Genomic DNA, 24,101 nt, shown 5'->3' on the forward strand with positions numbered 1-24,101 from the left:
ACCCCATCTCACGACCGTCCAGTTTCGCCGGGTATTATCGAACTAACATTCGTGACAGTTCCTATTTTTCGACGATCCGTCCGAATAGGGTGCGATTGCAGATGTTCGATCAGTTAATTACCGATTACCCCCGTGGAGGCGTATGATTTTTCACGATCAGTGTGCTATGATCACTCGTATGGGGTTCGGGAGCTACGACGAATCAGAACAGGAGAACCAGGAGATCGACACCGACATCGACGACGACGACGGTGTCAACACAGCGGAAAACACACACGACGGTGACGTCGAGTACGAGTTCGACGCCTCGAACGACGAGCTCCTCGACAGGCTACAGGACATCAAAGAGAACACGTGAAACACGGGGTCCGCGCCCTCGGCGTGGCCGAATCGTTCCGTGCGGAGTACAGCACGCTGGCGGGTGCCGTCGTCCGCGCCGACCGTGTCGTCGACGGGTTCGCGTTCGACACGTGCACTGTCGGCGGCACCGACGCCACCGAGACGGTCGTCTCGCTGGTCGAACGGCTCGACCGCGACGACGTCCGATACGTTCTGCTCGCGGGCGTCGCGCCCGCGTGGTTCAACCTCTTCGACCTGCCGGCGATCCGCGAGCGAGTCGAGCGCCCGGTGTGTTCGGTTAGCTTCGAGGAGAGCGCGGGCCTCGAACCCGCCCTGCGCGAGGCGTTCGAGGGCGAGTCCCTCGACGAGCGACTCGCCGTGTATCGCCGCCAGCCCGAGCGCCACCCGGTTTCGGTCGACGGTGAGACGGTGTACGTCCGCGCGGCGGGGCTGGACGAGGAGGCGGCCGCGGAGGTCGTCCGCGCGTTCACGCCCGAGGGCGGCCGGCCGGAACCCCTCCGGGTCGCGCGACTCGCCGCCCGCGCCGCCGACGAGCGGTTCGGCCGCGACGGCGAGTGAGGTGCGGTCGGTTCGCGGCCGGTCCGCGACCGCGGCTGGTCCGCGACCGCGTCCGGTCCCGCTCCGCGCCGTCCCGCGACCGACTCCGTTATAGGGGTCCCGGGCACAGAGCAGGTCATGAGTGAGGGCGAGCTGGACGGGCTCGACGTGACCGCCTGCGAGCGGTGCCCGGCGCTGGTCGAGTGCCGTAGTCGCATCGTCAACGGCGTCGGCCCCGCGGACGCCGACCTGCTGTTCGTCGGCGAGGCGCCCGGCCAGTACGAGGACGAACAGGGCGAGCCGTTCGTCGGCCGGAGCGGCGACGTGCTCGACGACGGCCTCCGCGACGCGGGCCTCGACCGCGGCGACGTGCGCATCACCAACTGCGTCCGCTGTCGCCCGCCGGACAACCGCGACCCGACCGACGAGGAACTCTCGAACTGTCGCGGCTACATCGAGACGGAGATCGACCGGGTCGACCCCGAAGTCGTCGTCACGCTCGGGAAGGTCCCCGCGGAGCACCTGCTCGAACGCGACGTCGCCGTCACTGGCGAGGCGGGCGACGTGGTCGAGGCCGAACTGGGGAGCGAGCGCCGGCGCGTCCTGATCTGCGTCCACCCCGCGGCGACGCTGTACGACCCGTCACAGCGCGACACCTTCGCGTCGACCCTCGAACGCGCCGCCGACTTCACCGACGAGACGAGCGGCCAGTCCCGCATCGGCGACTTCTGAGCCGCCGGCGGGACGCCCGCGTCTCGTCCGAACCCCGCTCGCGAGGCGACCGCGACGGCCGTTCACTTCGTCGCGGCCTCGGCCATCCGGCGCGGGAACCCGGTGATCAGTTCCCAGAGCCCCATCTTCTCCTCGTCGGAGCGCAGCCGCGAGCGGAGGCGCTGGCTGAACAGTTCGACGGAGATGATGAGGAGGAAGATCGACAGCAGCGTCGCCATCATGTTCGTGAACCGGAGCAGGTTCTGCTGGGCGGTCACGATGTAGCCGAGGCCGCCGCCGCCGATGACGCCGACGGTGACGGCGATCCGGACGTTGATCTCGAAGATGTACAGCGTCCAGGCGATGAACGCCGTGCGGACCTGGCTCAGCATGCCGAAGAAGACGACCTGCGGCTTGTTCGCGCCGGTGGTGCGCATGGCCTCTATCGGCCCGTCCTCGATCTCCTCCAGTTCGTCGACGAACAGTCGGCCGAGGTTCCCCGTCGTGTCGAACGCGATCGCGATCGCGGCGGAGGCCGGCCCCAGCCCCAGGAAGGGGATGAAGATCAGCGTCCAGATGATCGCGGGGATCGCGCGGATGAACGACATCGTCCCGCGGAAGACGAAGTTGAACGGGAACGGGATGACTCGCTCGGAGCCGAGGATCCCGAACACCAGCGCGACCGGGAATCCCAGCACCGTGCCGACGAAGCCCATCGCGAGCGTGATCCCGGCCTCGCCGAAGACGCTGAAGATGCCGAGTTCCCAGAAGAAGAACGCGTAGGGCTGGGGCGGCCACTGGAACAGCAGGTTCCCGACCTCGGGGTCGTACAGCAGGTTCTCCTGGACGATGAACTCGACGTACTGACCGAAGTCGAGGAACGGGACCACCCCGAAGTACAGCGTGGTCGGGAAGAACTCCGTGAGCGACTCGACGAACGTCTCCAGTCGGGCGTCCGGGTTCAACAGCTCCGTCGCGGCGAACGCCTGCAGGGTGACGAACGCGAGCGCGGCCAGCAGCGCGACCGACCCGACGGCTTTGCGCCGGCGCGTCCGCTTGATGTTCTCGAACTGCCTGGCCACGCCGCTCGTCACGTCGGCGTCGCCCTCGCCCGCGACGCCCCCGTCCGGGGCAGTGTCCGCCCCGGGAGCGGAGTCGGATTCGCTCCAGTCGTCGGGCGCGTCGCGCTCGCTGTCGGTCACGGCGGCACCTCCTCGCTGTCCGCCGACCGCGTCGCCTCCGTGTCGACGAACATCCCCTCGGTGTCGATGTCGCCGTATATCTCGTCGACCACGTCTATCGTCAGTTCGTCGCGGTAGCCGTCGAACACCTTCTTCCCGTCTCTGAGGCCGATGAACCGCTGTCCGAACTTCCGGGCGATGTTTACCTGGTGGAGGCTACAGAACGTCGTCAGCCCCCGTTCCTCGGAGGCGTCTCGGAGGTATCGCATCACTCCCTGCGCGCTCCCGGGGTCGAGGCTCGCGACCGGTTCGTCCGCGAGCAGGACGTCCGGTCGCTGGACCAGCGCGCGGGCGATGCCGACGCGCTGTTGCTGGCCGCCGCTCATCCGACGCGCCTTCTGTTCGGCCTCGTCGAGGAGTCCGACGGTGTCGAGCGCTTCGAGCGCCCGGTGTTTCTCCGCGGTGTCCTGTAACTGGAGGACGCTCGTCAGGAACCCGCTCCGGTGGACGCCGCCCGACAGCGCGTTCGAGTACGCCGAGAGGTCGCCGATGATGTTGTGCTGCTGGAAGATCATCGCCACCTCCGGCCGGGGCGCGACCATCGGCTCGCCGTCGAGAAGTATCTCTCCCTCGGTGGGCGCGGTCAGTCCGCACATCGACCGCAACAGCGTCGACTTCCCGGAGCCGGAGACGCCGAGGACGATCACGAACTCGCCTTCCGGGACCTCGAACGAGACGTCGTCTAGGGCGACCGTCTCCCCGAACGTCTTCGTGAGGCCGTCGATGACGATTCGGCTCATGTAGTAGTCCTACGACCGCGGGTCGGTTAGAGGTCCGCCCAGTCGAGACCGAGTTCCTGGCCGAGCTCCGCGACCGGGTCGTAGTCCTCGACCGTCGCCGCTTCGATACCACTGAACCACAGGGAGTGGCTCTCGACCAGTTCCACGTCCGCCTGTTCGTCCTCAGAGAGCTCCTCCTCGTCTTTCTCCAGGAGCTCGGGATCGACGTTGAGCGCCTCCGCGATGTCCGCCTGCGAGTCGTGTTCGAACGCCTCCTGGGGCGCGTCGATCATCAGCTGTCTGAGTTCCGCCTTGAGGTCCTCCTCCCACGCCCCGTTGCTCACGATGGGGGCCCGCGGGATCGGGTCCGAGACGGCGAGCAGGTCGAGCTTCGGCTCGGCCTCGCCGGCACCGTCGTACTCGGCGGAGATGTCGACGAACTCCTCGGACATCTCGTCGAACTGCTCCTGCGGGACGTGCGCGGCCGTCGAGAACGCGCCGGTCCCCGCGGCGGCGATCCTGTCGTCCTGGATCAGTTGCTCGCGCGCGGTGGTGTGGTCCGAGGTCCGCAACTCGAAGTCCTCGGGCGACCCGCCCGGCGCGCTCCCGATGTCGAGGCCCGCGTTGCTCAGCATCAGGAGCGGGAACAGCGTCCCCGACACCGAGGTCGGCGCGGCGCTCGCGACCGTCTCGCCTTCGAGGTCCGAGAGCTCCTCGATGCCGCTGTCCTGGGTCGTCGTGATCAGCGAGAAGTACCGCTCGGCACCGAAGGCGACGCGCATCCCGGTGACGTCGATCTCCTCGGGGATCTGCGCGACGGCACCGGGAGAGACGTCCGCGAAGATGCGGTCGCCCTCCTCGGCTCGCCGGAGCTCCTGGACCGTCCCGGAGTAACTCGCCGTCGGTTTCGGCGTGATGGTGACGTCGGCCTCGGACTCGAGGTACTCGAACAGCGGCTGGTACTGGACTTCGATGTCGATCTCCTCCTCCGCCGGATTCAGGACCCACGTGATCTCCGTCGGCCCGTCGTCTCCGCCGTCTCCGCCGTCTCCGCCGTCTCCGCCGTCACTGCCGTCTCCGGAACCGTCGCCGTCGCCACCGCCTGAACACCCGGCGACGAGTGCGGTTCCCGCGAGACCGGCCTTGGTGAGAAAACGACGCCGTGTGGACCGCCCGCTCGTGCCTTGCTCGGGCATTGATTCCACATATCAGAGGGGGTAAGTATAGCGTTTGGGTTCGAAACAGACACAAACTGAAGAAAACTCTCCGGGCGTCGTCGGTTCTGTCGCGGGCCGACCGGTCGCTCGTCGACCGGGCGGGGCGGTGGTCGCCGCGTGACCGGAGGAGCTATTCGGCCGGTCGCCCCACCGATGGCTATGTCCGAAGAGAGGGCCGAGACGGCGCGACGAGCGGCCGAAGCGGGCGGCGCGGTGGCGCTCGACCTGTTCCGCGACGAGCTCGCAGTCCAGCGGAAGGGCGGCAAGACGGACCTGGTGACGCGGGCCGACCGCGAGGCCGAGGCCGCGGTGCTGGAGCGGATCGAGTCTGCGTTCCCGGGCGAACCGGTCGTCGCCGAGGAGACCGCGAGCGACGCGACAGTCCCGGCCGACGGGCCGGCGTGGGTCGTCGACCCCATCGACGGGACGAACAACTTCGTCCACGACATCCCGGTCTGGGCGACGGCGGTCGCGGCCGTCGTCGACGGCGAGGCGGTCGGCGCCGCGGTCGTGCTCCCCGCGCTCGGGGACACGTACGTCGCCGACGGGAACGGCCCGTCCCTGAACGGCGACCCGATCGCGGTGAGCGACCGCACCGACCCGGACACGCAGACCGTCACGCCGACGTTCTGGTGGGGACTGGACCGCCGCGAGGAGTACGGGACGGCCGCCACGGAGATCGTCGAGCGGTTCGGCGACCTCGTGCGCTTCCGGTCGGCGCAGGCGACGCTCGCGATGGTCGCCGCGGGGTCGCTCGACGCGACGTTCACCAACCGGGAGACTCACGCCTGGGACACCGTCGCCGGCGCGTTCCTCGTCGAGCAGGCCGGCGGGCGCGTCACCGATCTCGACGGCGAGCGGTGGCATCACGACGCTCGCGGGCTCGTCGCCTCCAGCGGTCACACCCACGACGAGGTGCTGGCGGCCGCTCGCGCCGTCGACGCCGTCGCCGAGTAGCGCCCGCGGGGCCGCGCGGGTCGCAGGCTTCGCCCGGACGGAAAGGGACTTGTCCGCGGTGGTCCTACCCGCAGCCATGAACGCACGACAGACCGCGGCCGAAGTCGTCGTGGTCGACTACGGGCTGGGGAACCTTCGGAGCGTCACGCGCGGTCTCGAACGCGCGGGCGCCGAGATCCGGCTCAGCGACGACCCCGGCGACTTCGCGAGCGCCGACGGCATCGTCCTCCCCGGCGTCGGCGCCTTCTCCGAGGGGATGGACAACGCCGGCCCCTTCCGCGAGGCGCTGATCGAACAGGCCGAGGCGGGCACCCCCCTCTTCGGTATCTGCCTCGGGATGCAGATGCTCCTCACGACCAGCGAGGAGGCCGAACGCGAGGGGCAGGGCGACGTCGAAGGGCTCGACCTGGTTCCCGGGAAGAACGTCCGCTTCCGCGGCGACCTGAAGGTCCCCCACATGGGCTGGAACGAACTCGACGTCCAGCGCGACCACCGGCTCGTCGACGGCGTCGATGGGGAGTACGCCTACTTCGTCCACTCCTACTACGCGGAACCCGAGGACTCCGAGGCCGTCGTCGCCACGACGGACTACGGGGCCGAGTTCGCCTCCATCGTCGCCAACGAGCGCGGCAACGTCTTCGGCACCCAGTTCCACCCGGAGAAGTCGGGCGAGACCGGACTGCGGATCCTGCGGAACTTCGTCGACATCTGCGTCGAGGGGTAACGGAGCGCCGTCCGACCGACCGCTCGGACGCCGCTACCGCCCGTCTCGCCGGTGACTACTTACCGGGGGCCGCCGACAGTTCGCCGTATGTACCCGCTCGCGATGCGAGTCACGAGCCTGTTGCTCCAGGTCGACGTGGACGTGGACTTCGACCCGCTCGTCGACGCCGGGAACGTCGCCGGGAGCGCCGTCGGCGCGTTCGTCACGACGCTGGTCGTCGGCGCGATCCTCGTCGCCGTCGCCCCGGAGTTCACCGAGGACCGGATGGCCGCGGTGCTCGACGACCCCGTCGGGTCGTTCGTCTACGGGTTCCTCGTCTTCCTGTTGCTGATACTCGTCGCGTTCGTCCTCGCGATCACGATCGTCGGGATCGTCTTCGCCCTCCCGCTGGTGTTCGTCGGCTACGTCGTCTGGGCGATCGGGTCGGCCATCGCCTTCCTCGCCATCGCGGACCGCCTCGTCGGCGACGAGGACGGCTGGACGAAACACCTCCTCGTCGCCGCCGCCCTGAACGGCGGCCTCGTCGTCACCGGCATCGGCGGCATTATCGCGTTCGCGATCGGCGCGGCCGGATTCGGCACCGTCCTCGAAGGCCGTCTCTGACCGGCGTTCGGACGCGAGACTCGGCTACGGCTCCCCGTTCCCGTTCCCGTTCACGTTCCCGCTCTCTGGGCGCTCTCCGTCGGGCACGGTAACCGTCGCGGTCGTCCCGTCGCTCGTGTCGAAGGCGAGGTCGCCGCCCAGCGTCGTCGCGCCCCAGTTGGCCAGCCAGAGGCCCAGCCCGGACCCGTGTTCGAGCGCGGACTCCGCGTCGGCGTCCAGCACGTCGAGTTCGTGCTCGGGCACGCCCGGCCCGTCGTCGGCGACGCCGACCGCGACGGCTCCGTTCCGGCGCTCGGCCGAGAGCACGACCGTCGGCGCCTCGCCGGCGTGTTCGAGCGCGTTCTCCAGGAGCGCTCCGACGACGACCTGCAGGACCGCGGGGTCAGACGTGACCGCCACGTCCGACGCGTCGACGGAGACCGTCGTCCCTTCGTCGCCGTCGACGTGCTCGTCGCGGACCGCCCCGAGCAGGTCCGCGAGCGCCACCCGTTCCGAGCGCGGGTCGCTGTCGAGGACGCGCTCGACCGTCCGGGCGTTCTCCCCGAGCGCGACCAGCTCCGTCGACTTCGCCGCCGCCCGGTCGAGCATCGACCGCGTCTCGGCGTCGTCGACGCGCTCGGCGGCCGCCTCGGTGAACCCCCGGACGACGGTCATGTCGTTGCGGAGGTTGTGCCGGAGGACGCGGTTGAGCACGGCGAGTCGCTGTTCGCGGCGCCGCTCCGCGGTCACGTCCTGGAAGACGACCGTGTAGCCGACGTGGGTCCCGCCGGCGTCCGAGAGCGACGTCGCGGTCACCGCGTAGATCCGCTGGCGTCCCTCGGTCTGGACGGTCACGGTGTCGTCGGTCGCGGTCGGGTCGACGCTCCCTTCGCCGAACAACTCGTCGAGCGGTCGCGTCAGCGCCGCAGCCTTCGGCACGCCGAATGACGACTCGGCAGCGCCGTTGAGCGTCACCACCCGCCGCTGTTCGTCGACGATCACCACCGGCGCGCCGAGGTCGTCGATGGCCGCCCGCTCGCCGACTCGGCGGGTGGCCGGGTGGAACTCGAACATGTCGCTCCCGGCGAAGGCGTAGGCGTCCAGCGCCACGTGGGGCAGGAACATCACCGTCGCGAAGTTCACCTCCGGGACCGGCCCGAGCCCGTAGATCCAGACGAGCACCGCGACGACCGGCGGGATCGTACTCAGCCCTACCGCGACCGCCTCGCGCCGGTAGAGCGGCCCGTAGCTGACGACCGTGTCGAACAGGACGAGACTCCCGACAGTGATCGAGAGGACGCCGATCGTGGCGGCGACTGTCGCCCACAGGCGCATGTCGTAGGTCGCTCCGGCCATCCCCGCGACCGGAACCACGGTGAAGTCGACCCACGCCAGCCCGTGGACCGGGTTCGTCGCCCCGATCAGCCCGATCAGTATCGGGAAGCCCAGAAACCCGCGCCACCACCGCTCGACGAGGTGCCCGCGGCCCGTGTACGCCAGCGCGAACGCCAGGAAGTAGACCCCAGTTCCGGCCATCCCCGCCCACGACACCACTTCGAGCGCCCACCGGATCGGCTCGGCGAACGTCAGGAGCGCTACCCCGTACGCGGCGCTCCACACCGTCTGGAAGGAGAGACTCGCCAGGAACCAGTCCGCGCCGGGCTTGCCGCGGTACTGCCGGAGATACCGGATCAGGAGGAGGGTCCCTCCCGCGGCGAGCAGCGAGGCCGCCGCCGGCCACGGGAGGGGTGCCATGGGTAGTACAGCGAGTACAGCTACTTCGGGATTGTGATGGGTCGAACGGTGCGACTTCGAACCGTCGGTATCCCGTGATTACTTAACAGCGTCTGAGTGCCGGTTCGAGCTACGTCATGGCTCGTTCCAGAACGGTGGCGCTGTTCCTGTTCGTCACCGTCGTGTTCGGGACCGCGTTCCCGGCGATCAAGACCGGGCTCTCGTTTTTCCCGCCGCTGTTGTTCGCCGCGATACGAAATCTCGCCTCCGGCGTCTTCCTCCTCGCCTACGTCGCCACCACGGCGGACCACCGGTTTCCCGAGTCGCGGCGGGACTGGGGCGCAGTCCTCCCCGGCGGCGTGTTCCTGATCGGCGGCACGGGGTTCGGCTTCGTCGGCCAGCAGTTCGTCCCGAGCGGCGTGTCCGCGGTCATCTTCAGCCTCTCCCCCATCGTCACCGGTCTGTTCGCCTGGGTGTTCCTCCCGGCCGAGCGCCTCGCCGGTCGGGACTACGCCGGAATCCTCCTCGGTTTCCTCGGCGTCGCGATACTGCTCCGGCCGGACCCAGCCGCGCTCTTCGATCCGACCCTCTTCGGGAAGCTGCTCGTGTTGCTGGCCGTCGTCACCGTCTCGCTCGGGACGGTACTCGTCAGGCGAAGCGAGAGCACACTGCCGGTCCCGGCGCTGACCGGCTGGTCGATGCTGCTCGGCGCGGCGATCCAGTTCGCGGTCGCCGTTCTCGCCGGCGAATCGCCGGCGGCTATCCGCGTCACTCCCCTGGCGGTCGCGACGGTGCTCTACCTCGCCGTCTTCATCGGCGCGATCGGGTTCGTCTCCTTCCTCACGCTGCTCGGCGAGGTCGGCGCGCTGAAGGCGAACCTCGTGACGTATCTCACACCCGTCGTCGCGCTCGCCGTCGGCTGGCTCGCGCTCGACGAGCGCGTCGGACTGACGACGCTCGCCGGCTTCGCCGTCATCGTCGTCGGATTCGCGGTGCTCGAGGGCCGGGAGCTGTACGGCGAACTCTTCAGGTATCGCGGGCTGACCCGATGAGGCGGCGGCCGCCGACGACCGACACGAAATCGGCGACGGCGCTCCGCTCGCTGTGGACACCCTCGCGACAAAAACGTGGTCTCGCTGAGCAGAGCGAAGCGAGGCTCGGGAGAGCTCCGCTCTCCCGGTGGCGAAAAAGCCGCTCTCTCCCGTCGGTCGAGAGCGGTGAACCGCCTCGCTCCGCTCGGCGGACGCCGACCGCGGTCACATGAAGTCCGCGATGCCACTCTGCTTGTTGTTGTCAGTTCCACCTTTTTCGCCTCGGGGCCGCTCACTTCGTTCGCGACCCGCTCGGCCAAAAACGTGGGGGAAAAAGCCGCTCTCTTCCGTCAGTCGAGAGCGGTGAACCGCCTCGCTCCGCTCGGCGGACGCCGACCGCGATCACATGAAGTCCGCGATGCCACTCTGCTTGTTGTTGTCGTTCTCGAAGATGCGGTTTATCTTCCGGTCGAGCAGTTCGATGCGCTGTTTGGTGTAGGTGCGACAGTCGAACTCCTCGGCGACGCGCGTGGCGGTCTCGATGTACTTGTTGACCGACCCCTCGTGGACGGTGAGGTTGACGCGGCCGCCGCACTCACGGCAGTCCCCGGAGAGGGGCATCCGCCGGTACTTCTCGCCGCAGTCCAGACAGCGCACGTCCTGCCGCGAGAAGGCGCGGAGGTTCCCGATCAGGTCCGGCAGGAAGTGGTACTCGATGATGCGCTCGGCCACGTCCGTCTCGTCGACCGCCCGGATCTTCCGCGAGAGGTTCAGCTGGGCGTCCATCTTCTCCTCCATCGACCCGAGGGTCTTGTACGCCGAGAGCGCCGGTCCCGCGGCGATGTCCGTCGTGTCGTGGGTGTGGTCGAAGCCCGTGTACTCCTCGTCGGTCCCCAGCGTCGCCTCCGCGATGGTCATGATGTCCTCGACGTCCTCCGGGTCTGCCAGATCGCGGGTCGCCTCGTAGAACTCCCGCGGGTACTCCCGCATGATGTCGATGTTGTGCGCCTCGTCGTCGATCTCGGCCGGGTCGATCCGCGAGGACATGACGAGCGGCGCGTCCATCTGCCCACCCCGCTGGTCGGGGAGAAACTGTTTCGAGAAGTTGAGAAGACCGTCCATCAAAAGCATCACACAGTCTTCGTCGCCGTCGCATTGCTTGACTGATAGGTCGCCGGCGACAAGCGAGTGCGTTTCGTCGACAGTGAGACAGTAAACGTGATCGACATCAGATTCGGTGTACGATACCTCCTGTATCGGGTCGAGGTGATAGTCGCTGGCGCCGCCATCGAAGACGTAGGCGTGGCGGCTGTTCGTGTCTCGTCCACTGACTTGCTGCTGGAGGCGGTCGTCTTTCTCGGAGAGGTGGAACCCGACGCGGTCGGCGAACCGAACCGCATCGTCTCGTGAGACGGATAGTTCGTAGCTGGGGCGTGAAAGCGACTGGTCAGCCTCGTCGTAGAACTCCGGGAACTGATCGGAGAGCACCACTGGTTCGATGTGATTGACCGTCGCAGTGATTCCGAGTCGAGTCAGTAACGAGACGAGATCGGTCTTGAGTTCTTGACTTACCGTCGTCGTACCGATGCGAGCAGACTGGTTGTCGGCAGTCCCGTCCCCACTGAAGTATCCCGCGAGATACGCACCGACGATCCGGTCCGGTGCGTCGAAAATACACTGTGGGACGCGCTTGGTGTGTGCGAGAACACCGGCCTCCAGAACGGTATCGAAGAATCCACGGAGCAGTCGTCCGGACGCAGTCACTTTCGCGTGGTTCTCGACGTACGGATCGACGCCGAACTCGTCCGCGAGCACGTCGAGGAAGAACTGCCGAGCTTCTTCGTCCGTTCCGCAGAGCGTCGTTTGATGGATCGCTCCTTTCGGAGTCTCCTGTTCGCGGGCGAACCCTTCGGCAGCGTAGTAGCCAAGGAGGGTCGCGACCCGTTCGTTGAGCGTGACGTATCGGTCGATCTCGGCCCCGTCGCGCTTGACACCCAGAGTGGCATTTTCGGGAACGAATGCGAGCAATTCGTCCGTGGAATCGAAGAATACGTCGAGAAGGTCGACCGGGATACTCCCCCGGTAAAGGTAGTTACTCAGCGTCTTTTTCGTGAGACCCAGGTAATCAGCGGTGCTCTGGAGCGGGTAGAACCGGCCGTCCCAATCGTCGGCGAGTCGCTGTTCGAAGTGTTCGTACAGACGCCCCTTGTCGAGGCCCTTCACCATCAGCCGGTCGTTTTCGACGACATCGGACTCGACGAACGCTTCGAGGAGATCGAACCGGCGCAGTTCGTCCGCTGGTTCGACGCTATCGAGGTGTTTCGGCGTGACGAGACAGTCCGAGTCGTCGAGTTCGCCCGCAGAGACCGGAACCATCCGTCCGAGGTCCGTGTCGTAGATGTGAACGTCGTGGTCAGCAGTTACTGTTAACTCCCGACCTGATTCGGTCCGAATCTCGACGAGATGATCCGGCGCCGGATGTTTACTGAGCGCTTCGACAGTCTGTGCGGACTGGGATCCGCCGTTGTCGAACGAGGGGACGGAGAGTTCACCGTCGAGGTGGCCGAGTTCGTCTACGAGTGTTCCGAAGTCGTCTTCGTCGGCGTCCTCCGAGTCGAGATACTTCTCGACGAGAGTTTCGATAGACTCGTGCCTCAGCTCGTCGGCCTCGTCCTCGTACCAGACCTTCGTGTCCGGGTGGAAGCAGTTCCGCCTCTTAGCGGCGTGGAAATAGGGGTGAGCGTACCCGACTGCGGCTGTCGTGAATCCGACAATTCGGCCGACGGTCGCGGCGCTCGTGTGGGGCGCCATCCCGAAGACCAGTTCCCCCACCAGGTCGTCGCGCTCCTCCAGATTGTAGAAGGGGTCGAGGCCGTAGTAGGACTCCAGCAGGTCGTCGACGAAGTCGGCGGTCTTGAGCATGTGCTCTGCGGCGCCCTCCGAGAGGACGACGTCCTGCACGTTGAGTTCCACGAGCTGGTCGTCGTGCTGGAGGGGCTGGCCGTGGATGTCCGCCTCGTAGCCCAGCGACCGGAAGGCGTCGGCGGTCACGTCGAGTTCGGAGGGGCGGACGGCCGTGACGGGCAGGTCGGTCATGTCGTAGCGGACGGTGCCGTCCTTGAACGCGGAGACGCCGTGTTTCGCCCGGAGGATCCCCTTCTCCATGGGTTCGGGCGTCTTCATCTCCGAGGAGAGCCCCTTGACGGCCTTGAGCGCGTCGTAGGCGGTGGGGCGCTCGTTGAGGTTCGCGAGGGCGTCCTTGAACTCCCGGTTGACGTCGACGACTTCGGTCTGGGTGGGGCGGGCGAGCGTCTCGCAGCGCGAGCACTCGGCGCGGCCGGACTCGTCGGGTTCGACCTCGCTGTCGCAGTCGGGGCAGACGTAGACGGCCTCGCAGACGCCGCCGCAGTCGGGACAGCGGGGCTTGTACGTCCGATTCCCGCAGTCGGTACACTCCTGACGGCCGACCTCGAGTTCGATCTTCCCCTGCGTGTCGTCGTAGCTGTCGCCCGAGAGCGCGGCGTCGCCGACCTTCCGCTGGGACCCACCGGCCTCGCCGATCGGGAAGAGGGTGTGGACCGCCGGCGAGAGGTCGCGGCTCTCAGACTTCTCCGGGCGTCCCATCCGGTTGCCGATGCGGGTCGGGGCTCGCTCGCGCACGTCGAAGGGGGCGATCTCGTTGACCGCCAGGACGGCGTTCGCGCCGTCCTCGGTGGAGGCCGCGGAGGAGTCCAGTTGCGCGTCGCTGGCCTCGCCGCCGCCGTAGGTCCGGGCGCGCTCCGAGAGGTCCCCGGGTGCCCAGTCTCGCTCCAGCGAGTCGTCGAAGCCGAGCGTGCGTGCGAGCGGTCGCCAGTCCGGGATCACGAGCGTCTCGTCGGTCTGGGTGTGTTCGACGAGGAGGTGCTCGACCGCTTCGCGGACGGGCGGCGAGCGCGGGAGGACGAGGTCGCCGGCCGCCGAAGCGCCGGCGTCGCGGTCGTGGCCGTCGGTCGCGGCGTCGTGTTGGGTGCGGGTCGTCCCGTCGTCGTCCCGGTCGTCGGGGTCTCGTGCCATCGCTCGCGGGTCGCTCTGCTCCCCGTCTTCTCGCGGGCTCTGCCCGCTCGAATGGTTCGCGGAGCTTCGCTCCGCGCCACTCGCGTCCGAGGTGCTTCGCACCTCGCTCGCCCCATCAGTCTGTACGATCCTCCCCTGGTCGACGGCGTCGGCGAGCGCGCACACCTCGTCGACGCTCAGGTCGTGCCAGCAGTAGGTGTACTTGGGATGGAGCGGCGCGTCGTACGCTTCGACCCAGTCGAGCGCCTCCTGGGCGCTGGGGTTCGACAGGTCCACGTCCGTCGAGTCGCGCATCGCCTGCACGTCGGCGCCGGCCTCGTCGAACTCCTGGGCCCACCACTCGACGGTGTAGGAGGCGGGCGCGAGCGGGTGGTTGTTCTCGACGAACTCGCCGTAGTTGACGAGGTACTCCCCGAGGTCGATCACCTTCTCGACGCCGTTGCGGACCTCCAGCGCGTCCTCGGGGTCGTCGATCCGCCGGACCTCGCCGTTGGCGAGGCGGACCGTCGGCCCCTCGATGGTGTCGACGGGGACGACGCCCGCTGCCTTCCCGGGTCGTTCGGTCTTGATCTGGGTCCCGGTCGCGAGGAAGTCGTCGACGAGGTGCATCGTCGCCGGGTGGACGCCCGCGGTGGCGTTCCCGTGGTTGCGCGCGCGACCGTATCGCAGTCGAAAGCCCCCCGCCTCGCTCGGGTGTGAGAAGACGGGGCGGCCGGCGATGAGGTCGCGGAGGAACTTCTTCGAGGGGTCGAGACGGGGTGGGCCAGCGTTGTCGTCCGCCTCGTCGCCCGCCTCGCCGTCGGCGTCGTCGGCATCCTCGCCCTCTTCGTCCGCGTCGCCGTCCTCGTCACCCTCCTCCTTGCCGATGGTGCCGTCGATGAGGTCCTGCAGCCACGGCCAGTCGACCTCGTCGAGGTTTCGGGTGTAGCGCTGGATCTTCGGGGCCTTCAGGGCGATCCCCTCGGCCATGACGAGACACATCCCGCCGCGGGCGGAGTTCGAGTCGACTCGTTCGAGGTCGCGGTACCCCGACACCTCCTCGTCGCCGGTGGCCTCGCCGTCCAGCATGATCGGCATGTGCTCGGCGATGAACTTCGACTCCTTCTCCTTCGGCGTGTACTGCAGGCCCGTCTCCTTGTCGTAGAGGTCGATCTCCTCCGCGAAGCGGCCGATCTCCTCGTCGCGAGCCTTGTACTGGTCGATGCCGAGCATCGCCCGGGCGTAGTCGGCGACGAGCACGGACAGTGCCTGCGCGGTCCCGCCCGCAGAGCGGATCGGCCCGGCGTAGTAGACGTTGACGAACTCCGTGCCGTCGTCGTTCTCCAGGATCTCGACGCGGTCGATCCCCTCGATGGGGGCGGCGACGACGCCTTCGGTGAGGAGGGCGACGGCGGTTCGAACGGCGCCCTCGACCTTCCCGGCGCGGGTGTCGTAGTCGCCCACGTCGCCGTCGACGAAGTCCGACACGAGTTCGAGCGCGGCCTCTTCGCGGCTCATCTCGCCCTCGAGTTCGCGGACGCGCTCGGCGACGCCCTCGATACCGAGGATGTTCTCGACGCGGTCGGCCATGTCGCGAGCGACCGGGATCTCCACGTCGTCGGTGGGGTCGCCGCCGCGCTCGCGGGCCGCCTCGGCGACGTCGAAGGCGTCGTCGAGGCCGGACTCCAGTCGCTCGAAGTACGCCTCGTCCTCGGGTTTCATCGTCGCGCTCCGGTCATAGCGGCCACAGGTCGAGCGCGGTCTCCTCGTCGTACTCTCGCTCCAGAGCGGCGTCGAACTCGCGGACGTACAGCTCGCCGGCGAAGACGGTCGCGCTGTCGAGGTGGCCCGCCAGCGTCGTCCCGTCCTCGCGCGAGAGGACGGCGTGGGTGTGGGCGAACGGCTCGCCGTCCAGTTCGGAGACGTTCCCGACGCAGGCGGCCATCTCCAGCGGCTCGTCGAAGCGCTCGGGGTAGTACTCCTCGTCGTCCTGGTCGTAGTAGAGGATCTCGGCGTCCTGCACCGCGCCGAGACCGAAGAAGAAGGCGGCGTCGACTCCTTCCTCGGCGGCGAAGGCCTCGATCTGGGCGCGCCAGTCCGCGCCGTGTTCGAGGCGGGCGACGAACTCTCGAGCCCCTTCGAGTTCCAGGTAATCCATACGCATAGCAGGGACGGGCGCGACAAAAAACGTTTCCGACGGACGACGCGACAGCGCGGAGCCCGGACCGCGCGGAACGGGGCGGAACCTTCCGCGGAGGCCGGCCTTGAAGACGCCGGCCCCACAACGCCGCGCTATGGATCTCGATCTGACAGGAGAGACGGCCCTGGTCACCGGCGGCGGCCGCGGCAACGGTCGCGCCATCGCGCTCGAACTCGCGACCCACGGCGCCGACGTCGTCGTCAACGACTTAGACGAGGACGTGGCGAAAGACACCGCCCGGACCATCCGCGACCGCGACGACGACAGCGACGCCGTCGGCCTCGCCGCCGACGTGACCGACGAGGACGAAGTCGCGGCCATGGTCGAACACGGCGTCGAGGAACTCGGGAGTATCGACATTCTCGTCAACAACGCCGGCGTCGGCGACGCGGGCCCCTTCCTCGACGAGGACTACGACTCGGACTTCCGTCTCAACATCGAGGTCCACCTGTTCGGGTCGATCAACTGCACGCGCGCCGTCGTCGACGGGATGATCGAGCGCGGCTACGGCAAGATAATCAACATCACCTCCATCCACACGAAAAACGCCGTCGGCCAGTCCCCGCAGTACGACGTGGGAAAGTGGAGCCTGCTCGGCCTCACAAAGAGTCTCGCGCTCGAACTCGGCGGCGACGGCATCCGCGTCAACGCCGTCGCCCCCGGCTGGGTGAACACCCGCATGACCGAGGGGTTCTCCGACGCCGTCGCCGATCAGATCAGGGACCTCAACCCGCTCGGCCACTTCGCCGAACCCGAGGACATCGCCAACGGCGTCACCTTCCTCGCCTCCCCCGCCGCCGACTACGTCAACGGCCACGAGCTCCGCGTCGACGGCGGACAGGTCCCCATCCCCGACTGGAGCCGCGACAACCGGTAAGCGACTGCGAGGCGGGTTTTCGGAGCGGATTCGGCGATTCGGAGTTCGTTCTGGCGCGCGCTGTCGCGAGTCTCGTCTCGCGACAGCACCGTGCGAGGGATGAGGGAAGGAGCGTAGCGACTGAGCGAATCGGCTGGGGAGGTACGTGGCCGTCTGCGGTGCTGTGCGGTGCGGTCTGCTGTCCTTGGTGGACTGAAAGGGCGAGGCCTGGTCGCGTTCATACAGTCGTCTGAGCAGGCACTATCCGAGCGAAGCGAGGATATCCTGCTCAGCGACCGCGAGCGGGCCGAGGGCTTTCAGCGCTTGCTTTCGCCAGCGGCTGGTCCGACTGCTAGCGAGCGGGCCGAGGGCTTTCAGCGCTGGTCTCGGCCGTGGATCGGTCGATCACTCGTCCGCAGATGCCCGCCGGGGCGACCGTTCCGAACGGCGAGCGCTTCGGCGACGATGCTGTGGGCGACCTGATACGGACTGCCGCCACCCAGATCCAGCCCCACGGGCGCGTAGATCCGCTCCCGATCGGCATCGTCGATACCCCGACCGTCCGACGCCAGCGCGTCGCTCAGTCGCTCGAAGCGGTCGGACGGTCCCATGACGCCGACGTACTCGACTGGGGTCGCCAGCAACTCGCCGAGCGCGATTTGGTCGTCGACGAAGTTGTGGGTCATCAGGACCACCGAATCCGACGCCGCGAGATCCACCGCCTCGCGCAGGTCCCGCGGCGAAGTCGAGACCACCCGGTCGGCGCGTGGGAACCGGTCGGCGGTCGCCTTCCCGCCGCGGAAGCCGACGACGGTCACGCGGAACCCGGCCGAGCGGGCCAGGTCGACGACCGGGCGGACGTCGGCGTTGCTTCCGACGACCACGAGCCGCGGCGGCGGCCGCACGCGCTCGACGAACAGCCGGACCGCGCCCCCCTCCGTTTCCACTCGAACCGTCGCCGTCCCGTCCAGATCGTCGGGGATCTCGGCGACGACGGCCGACGGGAGCTCCCCCGCGACGCCGCCATCGTTGCTCGTCCACCTGTCGCCGACATCGACGCTGTCGTCGTCGCTCTCGACGACGACTGCGGCGATTCGACCGCTGTCCAGTTCGTCGGCGGACGCCAGCATCGGCCGATGGCTCTTCCCGAGCGGTTCGAGCAGTACGTCCACGACGCCGTCACAGCCGACGCCGAGGCCCCACGTCTCGCCGTCCGCGCCGAGGTCGAACCGCTCCAGCCGGGCGGTCCCGTCGGCGAGCACGTCCCTCGCCAGTTTGCGCAGGTCGTCGGCCAGACAGCCGGCGGTGACCGACCCGGCGCCGCCTGTCCCCGATTCGTCGGTCTCGGGCGCGACGACCATCTTCGCGCCCGGCCGCCGGTAGGCGCGCCCCTCGACCGCGACCACGGTCGCCAGCACCGCAGGCTCGCCCGATTCGAGGAACTCGCGAGCGGTGGCGCGCACCTCGCGTGCGGGCGCCGTCCAGTCCGGTGCGGTCGTCGCGTCGCGGCCGCGTTCGTCCTCGCTCATGCCGTCGGCGGGTCATCGGCGACTCGCTCGGCGGCCGATTCGAGCGCGCGAGCCGTGTAGGTCGAAAGCAGTTCGGCGCGGAACTCACCGGAGGCGTAGGCGTCCGAGCGGAGCTTCTCGGCCTCGATATCGGCCTGCGCCTCGCCCGCCGCGGCCTCGATAGTTCCCTCTTCGAGCGGTTCGCCGGCGAGCGCGTCTTCCACCGAGGGCAGGCGGACTGCCCGGTCGACCGCACCGGTCGCCGCCACCCGCGCACCCGAGACGGTCCGCTCCGCGGCCCCGTCCCCGTCGTCCACCTCGACCACCGCCGCCACGCCGACCATCGCGTAGCCCGTCGCGGGATGGGTCTTCTTCGCGTACGCGACGCCGGCGTCGTCCGTGTGCGGGATGCGAACGCCGGTGAGGAGTTCGTCGCGTTCGACCGCGGTCTCCCCGTCACCGCGGAAGAAGTCGGTGGCGGGCACCTCGCGCTTGCCGTCGCGGTGGCGGAGTAAAACGATCGCGTCGCTCGCCAGCACCGCCGCGGGGAGGTCGGCGCCCGGATGGGCTTCGGCGAGGTTGCCGCCGATCGTCCCCCGGTTGCGGATCTGCAGGTCGCCGACCTCGGCGGCCGTCTCGGCGAGGAGCGGCGCGTTCGCCCGGACCGCCTTCGAGTCCGCGATCGTCGCGTAGGTCGTCAGCGCGCCGACGACGGTTCGATCCGAGAGCGCGTTGATAGCGTCGAGGGCGGGCACGTCCAGATCCACGACCACGTCGGGACTGCGCCCCTCGGTCTTCATCGCCGGGACGAGGCTGTGACCGCCGGCGAGGATCTCCACGTCCGCGTCGGCGTGCTCGTTTATCGCGTCGAGCGCCTCGCCGACCGACGCGGCGCGCTCGTAGTCGAACTCCGCGGGGAACATCTCAGTCCTCGGCCTCCAGCTCGGGCGCGTCGGCGCGCGCTTCCGACTCGTCGTCTGTCTCGGCCAGTCTGTCGGCCGCCGTCTCGACGGCGTCGACGATGTTCCCGTAGCCAGTACAGCGGCAGACGTTCCCCTTGAGCGCCGTTCGGATCTCCGCGCGGGAGGGGTCGGGGTTCTCGTCCAGTAGCTGGTGGGTCGTCGCGAGCATCCCGGGCGTGCAGTAGCCACACTGCAGGCCGTGCTCGTCGTGGAACGCCTGCTGGACGGGGTCGAGTCCCTCGTCGGCGAGGCCGGCAGCGGTCCTCACGTCGCTCCCGTCGGTCTGGACCGCGAGGATCGTACAGGACTTGACGGCGTCGCCGTCGACCTCGACCGTACAGGCGCCGCACTTGCCGCTCTCGCAGCCGACGTTCGGGCCGGTGTAGCCCAGGTCGTCGCGCAGCGCGTGGACCAGCAGCGTCCGGGACTCGACGGTCAGGGACTCCGCCGCTCCGTTCACCGTGAGCGTGATATCGTGTGTAGCCATGGCGAGAGGTGGTAACTTGTCCCGACAACGGCCCACGGAGAGTAAAGTGTTGGTCTCGGGGACGCGTGAGAGGGCGTCGGTGGTGGCGTCGTGTGACAGCGACCGCTACTGTCGATCCGGCAGCGAACAGCGTGAAAGCCCCGACGCGTTCGACTACTGCGACTCGCTGCGCTCCTCACTCCGTTGCGGTGCTTGCGTCGCCTCGTACGTCGAACGCGTCGCCCCTTTCATTCCCGCCCACACAGACTGCCCGAACAGCCGACACGGGTGGGAATGAAAGGGGGCGGGCCGCTTCGGGAAGCACGGCGCCGCAACCACGCGCACCAAGCCGCGTGACCGAAGCAGGCCGGGGCTTTCACGCTGTTTGTGGTGCTTCTGATGACCGCCCCTCCTCCTGGCACTACTCCCGCGCCCGCAAGATTCCCACGTAGTCGCCGCCGGCGTCGGTTAACTCCTCGTCGGGTTCGATCGCCTCGACGAATTCCCAGGGCGTCTCCGCCGCGAGTTCGGCCATCGTGTCGGGGGCGGCCATGAGGTAGTCGAACCACGGCGTCGCGTACACCTCGTAGCGCACCCGGATGCGGAGCGCGCCGGGGAGCCGACCGCGCTCTCGATTCGTCTCGTGGTAGGAGAGGTGATGTTCGTCGTCGGTCGCCGTCGGGTCGCGGCTCTGCCCGACGAGCGTCGCGTCCGCCGTCGCCACCTCCGCCAGCGCGCGCAACCGCTCGGGCGCCGTCTCCGCTGTCCCGACCAGCCCGAAGTTGTTGCCCATCATGAGGATCGTGTCGAACGTGCCGGGGTCGAACGCCTCGGCCACGTCGGCGACGTCCACCTCGCGTACGTCCTCGACGCCGCGGTCGCGGGCGACCTCGATGGCCCCCGGCGACACGTCGATGCCGGTCACGTCGTGGCCCCGTTCCTGCAGGTACAGCGCGTGCGAGCCCGGGCCACAGCCCACGTCGAGGACGCGCCCCTCCACGCGGTCCATCGCCCGCGTGACGAACGCCGGCCACTCTTCCGGGTCGGCGAAGTAGTTCGCCGCAGCGGCCGGACCGATCCAGCCGTCGTCGCGCTCGATCACCTCTGCGACATCGTCGCCCGCGTACTGATCCCTGATCACGGCACCGTAGGCGTCCGACTCGTCCATGGGATCGGGTCTGCGCGCTCCGAGATGAGTTGCGGGGATGGTGTGTCGTGTGGTACCGTCTCTTGGGAAACAGTAAGGTCGGGCCAGTCCCGTATCCGGGTATGTACCTCGCAGACCGGACGTGGCCCGAACTGGGCGAGTACTTCGCCGAGGAGTCGCTGGCGCTGGTCCCACTGGGATCGACCGAACAGCACGGCCCGCACCTCCCCGAATCGACGGACCACCGCATCGCGCAGGCGCTCGCCCGCGACGCCGCCGAGAGGACGGGCTTTCTCTGCACGCCCACCATCAACGTCGGCGTCAGTCCCCACCACCGGCAGTTCCACGGCACGATGTGGGTCGAGCCCGGCGTCTTCCGCGACTACGTCGAGTCGCTCACCCGCAATCTCACCTACCACGGCATCGACCGCGTGGTCTTCGTCAACGCCCACGGCGGCAACGTCCAGCACCTCCGCGAAGTGGGCCGGCGCCTCCGCGACGACGGCGACGCCTACGCCATCGAGTGGATGTGGGACGAGTCCATCCCCGACCTCGTCGACGACCTCTTCGAACACAACGGCCCCCACGGCGGCCCCAAGGAGACCGCGATGATGCTCCACATCGCCGACGAACTCGTCCGCGAGGACCAGTTCGAGGCGGCCCGCGACGACGGCATCCGGAGCTTCGAGGACTACGAGGGCGCCCGCCAGTTCGGCGCGCGCACCTTCTACGACGCCATCGACAACACCGAGAGCGGCGTCATCGGCGACCAGACCGACGCGACTCGGGAGAAGGGCGCCCAGTTGTTCGAAGCCGCCAGCGACCAGTTAGTTCGGTTGGCGGAGTGGCTCGACGACCAGCCCTACGACGACTTGATGCCGCGAGACCACGTCTGATTCGGCTTCCCGGGTTTTGCCGGCGTGTCCACGCGCACGTTGACGGGAAATGTGCAGTCTCGATGTCTATTGTGTCCGGATATCTCGATTTTGGGACCGATCTAATATGTATCCAGAACTCGAACTCTCGGCTATGAGTGACTCAGATCCCCTTGCTAACTGCGAGTTCGAAATCAATAGTTTCGAAATCTTTCCTCCCTCTACGGGCGAATCGATGGCATTCTTTCTGCCAGACAATGGGGCTATTCTGATATCCGGAGTTTTCGTCGGCGGTCCATCGAATCGCACTATTTCTCTTGACGAGGTCGTAGCCGACGACGATGAAGTATCGGTCAGGATTCGAGAAGTCGACGATGCGGACTCCGATCAGTTCGTCATGGGCGCAGACCGCCCCATCTCGTACAGTGTACGTCTGGAGTTCACTCCAGCTATCCCGAACGAAGTGGTCATCACGCATACCTCCGATGGAGAACGGACACTCGAAAGGCGGATACTTAATCGCTAGAACTGGCCGATGGCAGCTAATAGAATTCGATATTGTATGAATCTTTCATCTTCCAGGCAGGGGTGCTGTAACCCTGCGACGCGATATTCTGATCCTGACAGTTCTGTTCGTCCATCTCATCGTTTTCGTAGTGTCCACTGTAAATGGAAATAGCCGAGACATCGCCGATATCAAGAGAGCTCTCGGCGTAGATCGGACCGCCGGAGTCGCCACCACATACGTTACAAGTGGTTAACACCCCGTCGTCAAATACGTCAACACAATTCTTATCGTTACTGTAACTCTCATTTATACCCAGTATCTGTCCTTTCGTCGTGCCTGTCCCGACACCCGTCTGCCAGACTGTTTCATCGGTGTCCATAAGATCCTTAATCCCGCTTCGGGTGAAGTTCGACGCCTGCTCTGGGTAGTCGTCACCGGGGAAGCCACCGCTCGTTTCATCGATGTACTCACTAGAAGAGATGCTATCTTTCACATCAATGAGCGCCCAGTCCCACAGGTCACGGTATCTATCACAGTTTCCGACCTTGTTGTTGTCTACGTCGTAGATAGGTAACCCTGAACCATCACAGTTGTAATCTGATGTCAACACATGGTTCGCAGTTAAACAATATTCGGACCCGTCCCAGTCTACAATCCATCCTGATGAACCGGTACCGCCACTGCCATACAAGAGTTCTCCCGGGTTTATTACGGAGATTGGGTCGTTATTATAACAGCCACGATCTGCATCAAGGACGAACTCACCGCGCTGCGAAGCCGTCTCGATTGGAACACCATCGATTGACTCCGGGATGTTTGATTTCGATTTATCTTTCAGAAAGACCTTGATCTTATTCGTTCGATGCCCATTTATTCGGTTCTCCGTTCTTCGAATCCCCATCCCTGTAACGTTCTCGTCGGTACCATGCCTCTCGCTAGTGGTATCGTAAACCCTGTCTACCGTTTCTTCATATCGGTGCCACTCCCTCGGTACCTCTTTTGTCGCGTCTTGTTTGTTTTCTGGTGCTTTCTCGACTACAATTTCGACGGTATCGTCGCCGCTATAGCTACTTTCATCCCATTGAGCCCTACAAATCCGGCACCCGTGGCGTGTAGTACAGTACGTCGATTTACGTTTCGATTGATTGAGTCGTCGTCCATATGTGGTTTCGACTTAGATGTACTCTGGTCATGATTTGTACTTAATTGCAATATTCAAATACGAATAGTGATAAAATAATTACATATTCACGCTCACCTGGAGCAAAGACACGGGGTTAGCGGACCTGATGCCCCGAAAACACGTCTGAACCCAAGTGGAAAGTCATTCGTGGACCGGTCACGAACGCACGCGTATGAGCGACGACACCTTCGAGAGCGAACTGCGCGACGCGTTCGAGGACAAGTTCGGTGCCGACGGCGACACCGCCGCGGCGGCCGCCGAGAAGGCCACGGCCTTCCGCGAGGACTACGACGAGCACCTGACCGCGCAGGACGTGTTCGACCGACTCGAGAGCCGTGAGGGCGAGTTCGAACACCGCTACGACTTCGCCATCGGCGACCTGGCCGCTGCGACCGAAGACTGTACCGACTCCCGCGAGTACCGGCTGGCCGGCTTCGACGAGAAGGCCGCTGACCCGGACGTGGGTTCCTGAGATTTCAGCCGATCGTTCGTTTCACGTTCGTCGGTGTCGCGGACCAGAACGCGGTCGTCGAGCATCCGCCGAGCGGAGC

Annotated in this window: 22 protein-coding genes; 11 read left to right on the forward strand and 11 right to left on the reverse strand. The window is 67.0% G+C overall.

Translation table 11 applies throughout. The features are described from left to right. The first annotated feature begins 178 nt into the window (after positions 1 to 178). The 3 genes from D1409_RS07690 (at position 179) to D1409_RS07700 (ending at position 1,629) form a co-directional block, all read left to right on the forward strand. On the forward strand, positions 179 to 358 hold the full coding sequence (locus D1409_RS07690; protein WP_123535705.1) for a DUF5786 family protein: 180 nt from the start codon (positions 179 to 181) through the stop codon (positions 356 to 358). Next, a complete protein-coding gene (locus D1409_RS07695) occupies positions 355 to 918 on the forward strand; it encodes an endonuclease dU (RefSeq protein ID WP_123535707.1) in 564 nt (187 codons plus the stop codon). Before D1409_RS07690 ends, D1409_RS07695 begins: the two co-directional genes overlap by 4 nt. Positions 919 to 1,035: 117 nt before the next feature. Further along, positions 1,036 to 1,629 (forward strand): uracil-DNA glycosylase, encoded by a 594-nt coding sequence (locus D1409_RS07700; protein WP_123535709.1) that lies wholly within the window; start codon positions 1,036 to 1,038, stop codon positions 1,627 to 1,629. A gap of 62 nt (positions 1,630 to 1,691) precedes the next feature. Here the strand turns inward: D1409_RS07700 and phnE are convergent, their stop codons facing one another. From phnE to D1409_RS07715, 3 genes are all read right to left on the reverse strand, one after another. Next, positions 1,692 to 2,702, reverse strand: a complete 1,011-nt coding sequence (gene phnE / locus D1409_RS07705) for a phosphonate ABC transporter, permease protein PhnE (RefSeq protein ID WP_394339025.1) — start codon at positions 2,700 to 2,702, stop codon at positions 1,692 to 1,694. Between the two features lie 104 nt (positions 2,703 to 2,806). Continuing rightward, positions 2,807 to 3,589: a phosphonate ABC transporter ATP-binding protein gene (locus tag D1409_RS07710; protein ID WP_123535714.1), complete on the reverse strand. Its 783-nt coding sequence runs from the start codon at positions 3,587 to 3,589 to the stop codon at positions 2,807 to 2,809. Between the two features lie 26 nt (positions 3,590 to 3,615). Continuing rightward, positions 3,616 to 4,764 (reverse strand): PhnD/SsuA/transferrin family substrate-binding protein, encoded by a 1,149-nt coding sequence (locus D1409_RS07715; RefSeq protein WP_123535715.1) that lies wholly within the window; start codon positions 4,762 to 4,764, stop codon positions 3,616 to 3,618. Positions 4,765 to 4,938: 174 nt separating this feature from the next. On the opposite strand from D1409_RS07715, the gene D1409_RS07720 reads away from it, so the two are divergent. The 3 genes from D1409_RS07720 (at position 4,939) to D1409_RS07730 (ending at position 7,069) form a co-directional block, all read left to right on the forward strand. Beyond that, a complete protein-coding gene (locus D1409_RS07720; protein WP_394339022.1) occupies positions 4,939 to 5,742 on the forward strand; it encodes an inositol monophosphatase family protein in 804 nt (267 codons plus the stop codon). 76 nt (positions 5,743 to 5,818) lie between these two features. Continuing rightward, the gene (gene hisH, locus D1409_RS07725) at positions 5,819 to 6,466 is read left to right on the forward strand and encodes an imidazole glycerol phosphate synthase subunit HisH (protein WP_123535719.1); all 648 of its coding nucleotides are present in this window, start codon (positions 5,819 to 5,821) and stop codon (positions 6,464 to 6,466) included. A gap of 87 nt (positions 6,467 to 6,553) precedes the next feature. Beyond that, positions 6,554 to 7,069, forward strand: a complete 516-nt coding sequence (locus D1409_RS07730) for a hypothetical protein (protein WP_123535721.1) — start codon at positions 6,554 to 6,556, stop codon at positions 7,067 to 7,069. Between the two features lie 24 nt (positions 7,070 to 7,093). Here the strand turns inward: D1409_RS07730 and D1409_RS07735 are convergent, their stop codons facing one another. After that, on the reverse strand, positions 7,094 to 8,803 hold the full coding sequence (locus tag D1409_RS07735) for a histidine kinase N-terminal 7TM domain-containing protein (protein WP_123535723.1): 1,710 nt from the start codon (positions 8,801 to 8,803) through the stop codon (positions 7,094 to 7,096). 116 nt (positions 8,804 to 8,919) lie between these two features. Between D1409_RS07735 and D1409_RS07740 the strand changes: the two genes are divergently transcribed. Beyond that, positions 8,920 to 9,834, forward strand: coding sequence for a DMT family transporter (locus tag D1409_RS07740; protein ID WP_123535725.1), 915 nt, complete (start codon positions 8,920 to 8,922; stop codon positions 9,832 to 9,834). Positions 9,835 to 10,215: 381 nt separating this feature from the next. On the opposite strand, the gene D1409_RS07745 is transcribed toward D1409_RS07740, so the two are convergent. Further along, positions 10,216 to 15,567, reverse strand: a complete 5,352-nt coding sequence (locus D1409_RS07745; RefSeq protein WP_123535727.1) for an LAGLIDADG family homing endonuclease — start codon at positions 15,565 to 15,567, stop codon at positions 10,216 to 10,218. Positions 15,568 to 15,580: 13 nt separating this feature from the next. Then, the gene (locus D1409_RS07750) at positions 15,581 to 16,003 is read right to left on the reverse strand and encodes a PPC domain-containing DNA-binding protein (RefSeq protein WP_123535729.1); all 423 of its coding nucleotides are present in this window, start codon (positions 16,001 to 16,003) and stop codon (positions 15,581 to 15,583) included. Positions 16,004 to 16,139: 136 nt separating this feature from the next. On the opposite strand from D1409_RS07750, the gene D1409_RS07755 reads away from it, so the two are divergent. After that, on the forward strand, positions 16,140 to 16,922 hold the full coding sequence (locus D1409_RS07755) for an SDR family NAD(P)-dependent oxidoreductase (protein WP_123535731.1): 783 nt from the start codon (positions 16,140 to 16,142) through the stop codon (positions 16,920 to 16,922). Between the two features lie 353 nt (positions 16,923 to 17,275). On the opposite strand, the gene D1409_RS07760 is transcribed toward D1409_RS07755, so the two are convergent. The 4 genes from D1409_RS07760 to D1409_RS07775 all read right to left on the reverse strand — a co-directional run bounded on the left by D1409_RS07760 (position 17,276) and on the right by D1409_RS07775 (position 21,005). Continuing rightward, entirely contained in the window at positions 17,276 to 18,430 is a 1,155-nt protein-coding gene (locus D1409_RS07760) for an XdhC family protein (RefSeq protein WP_123535733.1), read from the reverse strand. Further along, positions 18,427 to 19,332 carry an FAD binding domain-containing protein gene (locus D1409_RS07765; RefSeq protein ID WP_123535735.1) on the reverse strand — a complete coding sequence of 302 codons (906 nt, stop codon included), beginning with the start codon at positions 19,330 to 19,332 and terminating at the stop codon, positions 18,427 to 18,429. The genes D1409_RS07760 and D1409_RS07765 overlap by 4 nt, the downstream gene beginning before the upstream one ends. A gap of 1 nt (position 19,333) precedes the next feature. Continuing rightward, positions 19,334 to 19,858: a (2Fe-2S)-binding protein gene (locus D1409_RS07770; RefSeq protein ID WP_123535737.1), complete on the reverse strand. Its 525-nt coding sequence runs from the start codon at positions 19,856 to 19,858 to the stop codon at positions 19,334 to 19,336. A gap of 400 nt (positions 19,859 to 20,258) precedes the next feature. Then, positions 20,259 to 21,005 carry a class I SAM-dependent methyltransferase gene (locus tag D1409_RS07775; RefSeq protein WP_123535739.1) on the reverse strand — a complete coding sequence of 249 codons (747 nt, stop codon included), beginning with the start codon at positions 21,003 to 21,005 and terminating at the stop codon, positions 20,259 to 20,261. A 101-nt stretch (positions 21,006 to 21,106) separates the two neighbouring features. Here D1409_RS07775 and D1409_RS07780 point away from each other — a divergent pair, with 101 nt between their 5' ends. Then, entirely contained in the window at positions 21,107 to 21,880 is a 774-nt protein-coding gene (locus D1409_RS07780; RefSeq protein ID WP_123535741.1) for a creatininase family protein, read from the forward strand. Between the two features lie 133 nt (positions 21,881 to 22,013). Further along, positions 22,014 to 22,385: a hypothetical protein gene (locus D1409_RS25185; protein WP_206425002.1), complete on the forward strand. Its 372-nt coding sequence runs from the start codon at positions 22,014 to 22,016 to the stop codon at positions 22,383 to 22,385. Positions 22,386 to 22,401: 16 nt separating this feature from the next. Here D1409_RS25185 and D1409_RS24385 read toward each other — a convergent pair whose 3' ends face one another. Further along, positions 22,402 to 23,268 carry a hypothetical protein gene (locus D1409_RS24385; protein WP_164471603.1) on the reverse strand — a complete coding sequence of 289 codons (867 nt, stop codon included), beginning with the start codon at positions 23,266 to 23,268 and terminating at the stop codon, positions 22,402 to 22,404. 454 nt (positions 23,269 to 23,722) lie between these two features. Here D1409_RS24385 and D1409_RS07795 point away from each other — a divergent pair, with 454 nt between their 5' ends. After that, on the forward strand, positions 23,723 to 24,022 hold the full coding sequence (locus D1409_RS07795; protein WP_123535747.1) for a hypothetical protein: 300 nt from the start codon (positions 23,723 to 23,725) through the stop codon (positions 24,020 to 24,022). Positions 24,023 to 24,101 lie beyond the last annotated feature (79 nt).

This window comes from Halosimplex salinum, from assembly GCF_003730195.1.
GTDB lineage: Archaea > Halobacteriota > Halobacteria > Halobacteriales > Haloarculaceae > Halosimplex > Halosimplex salinum.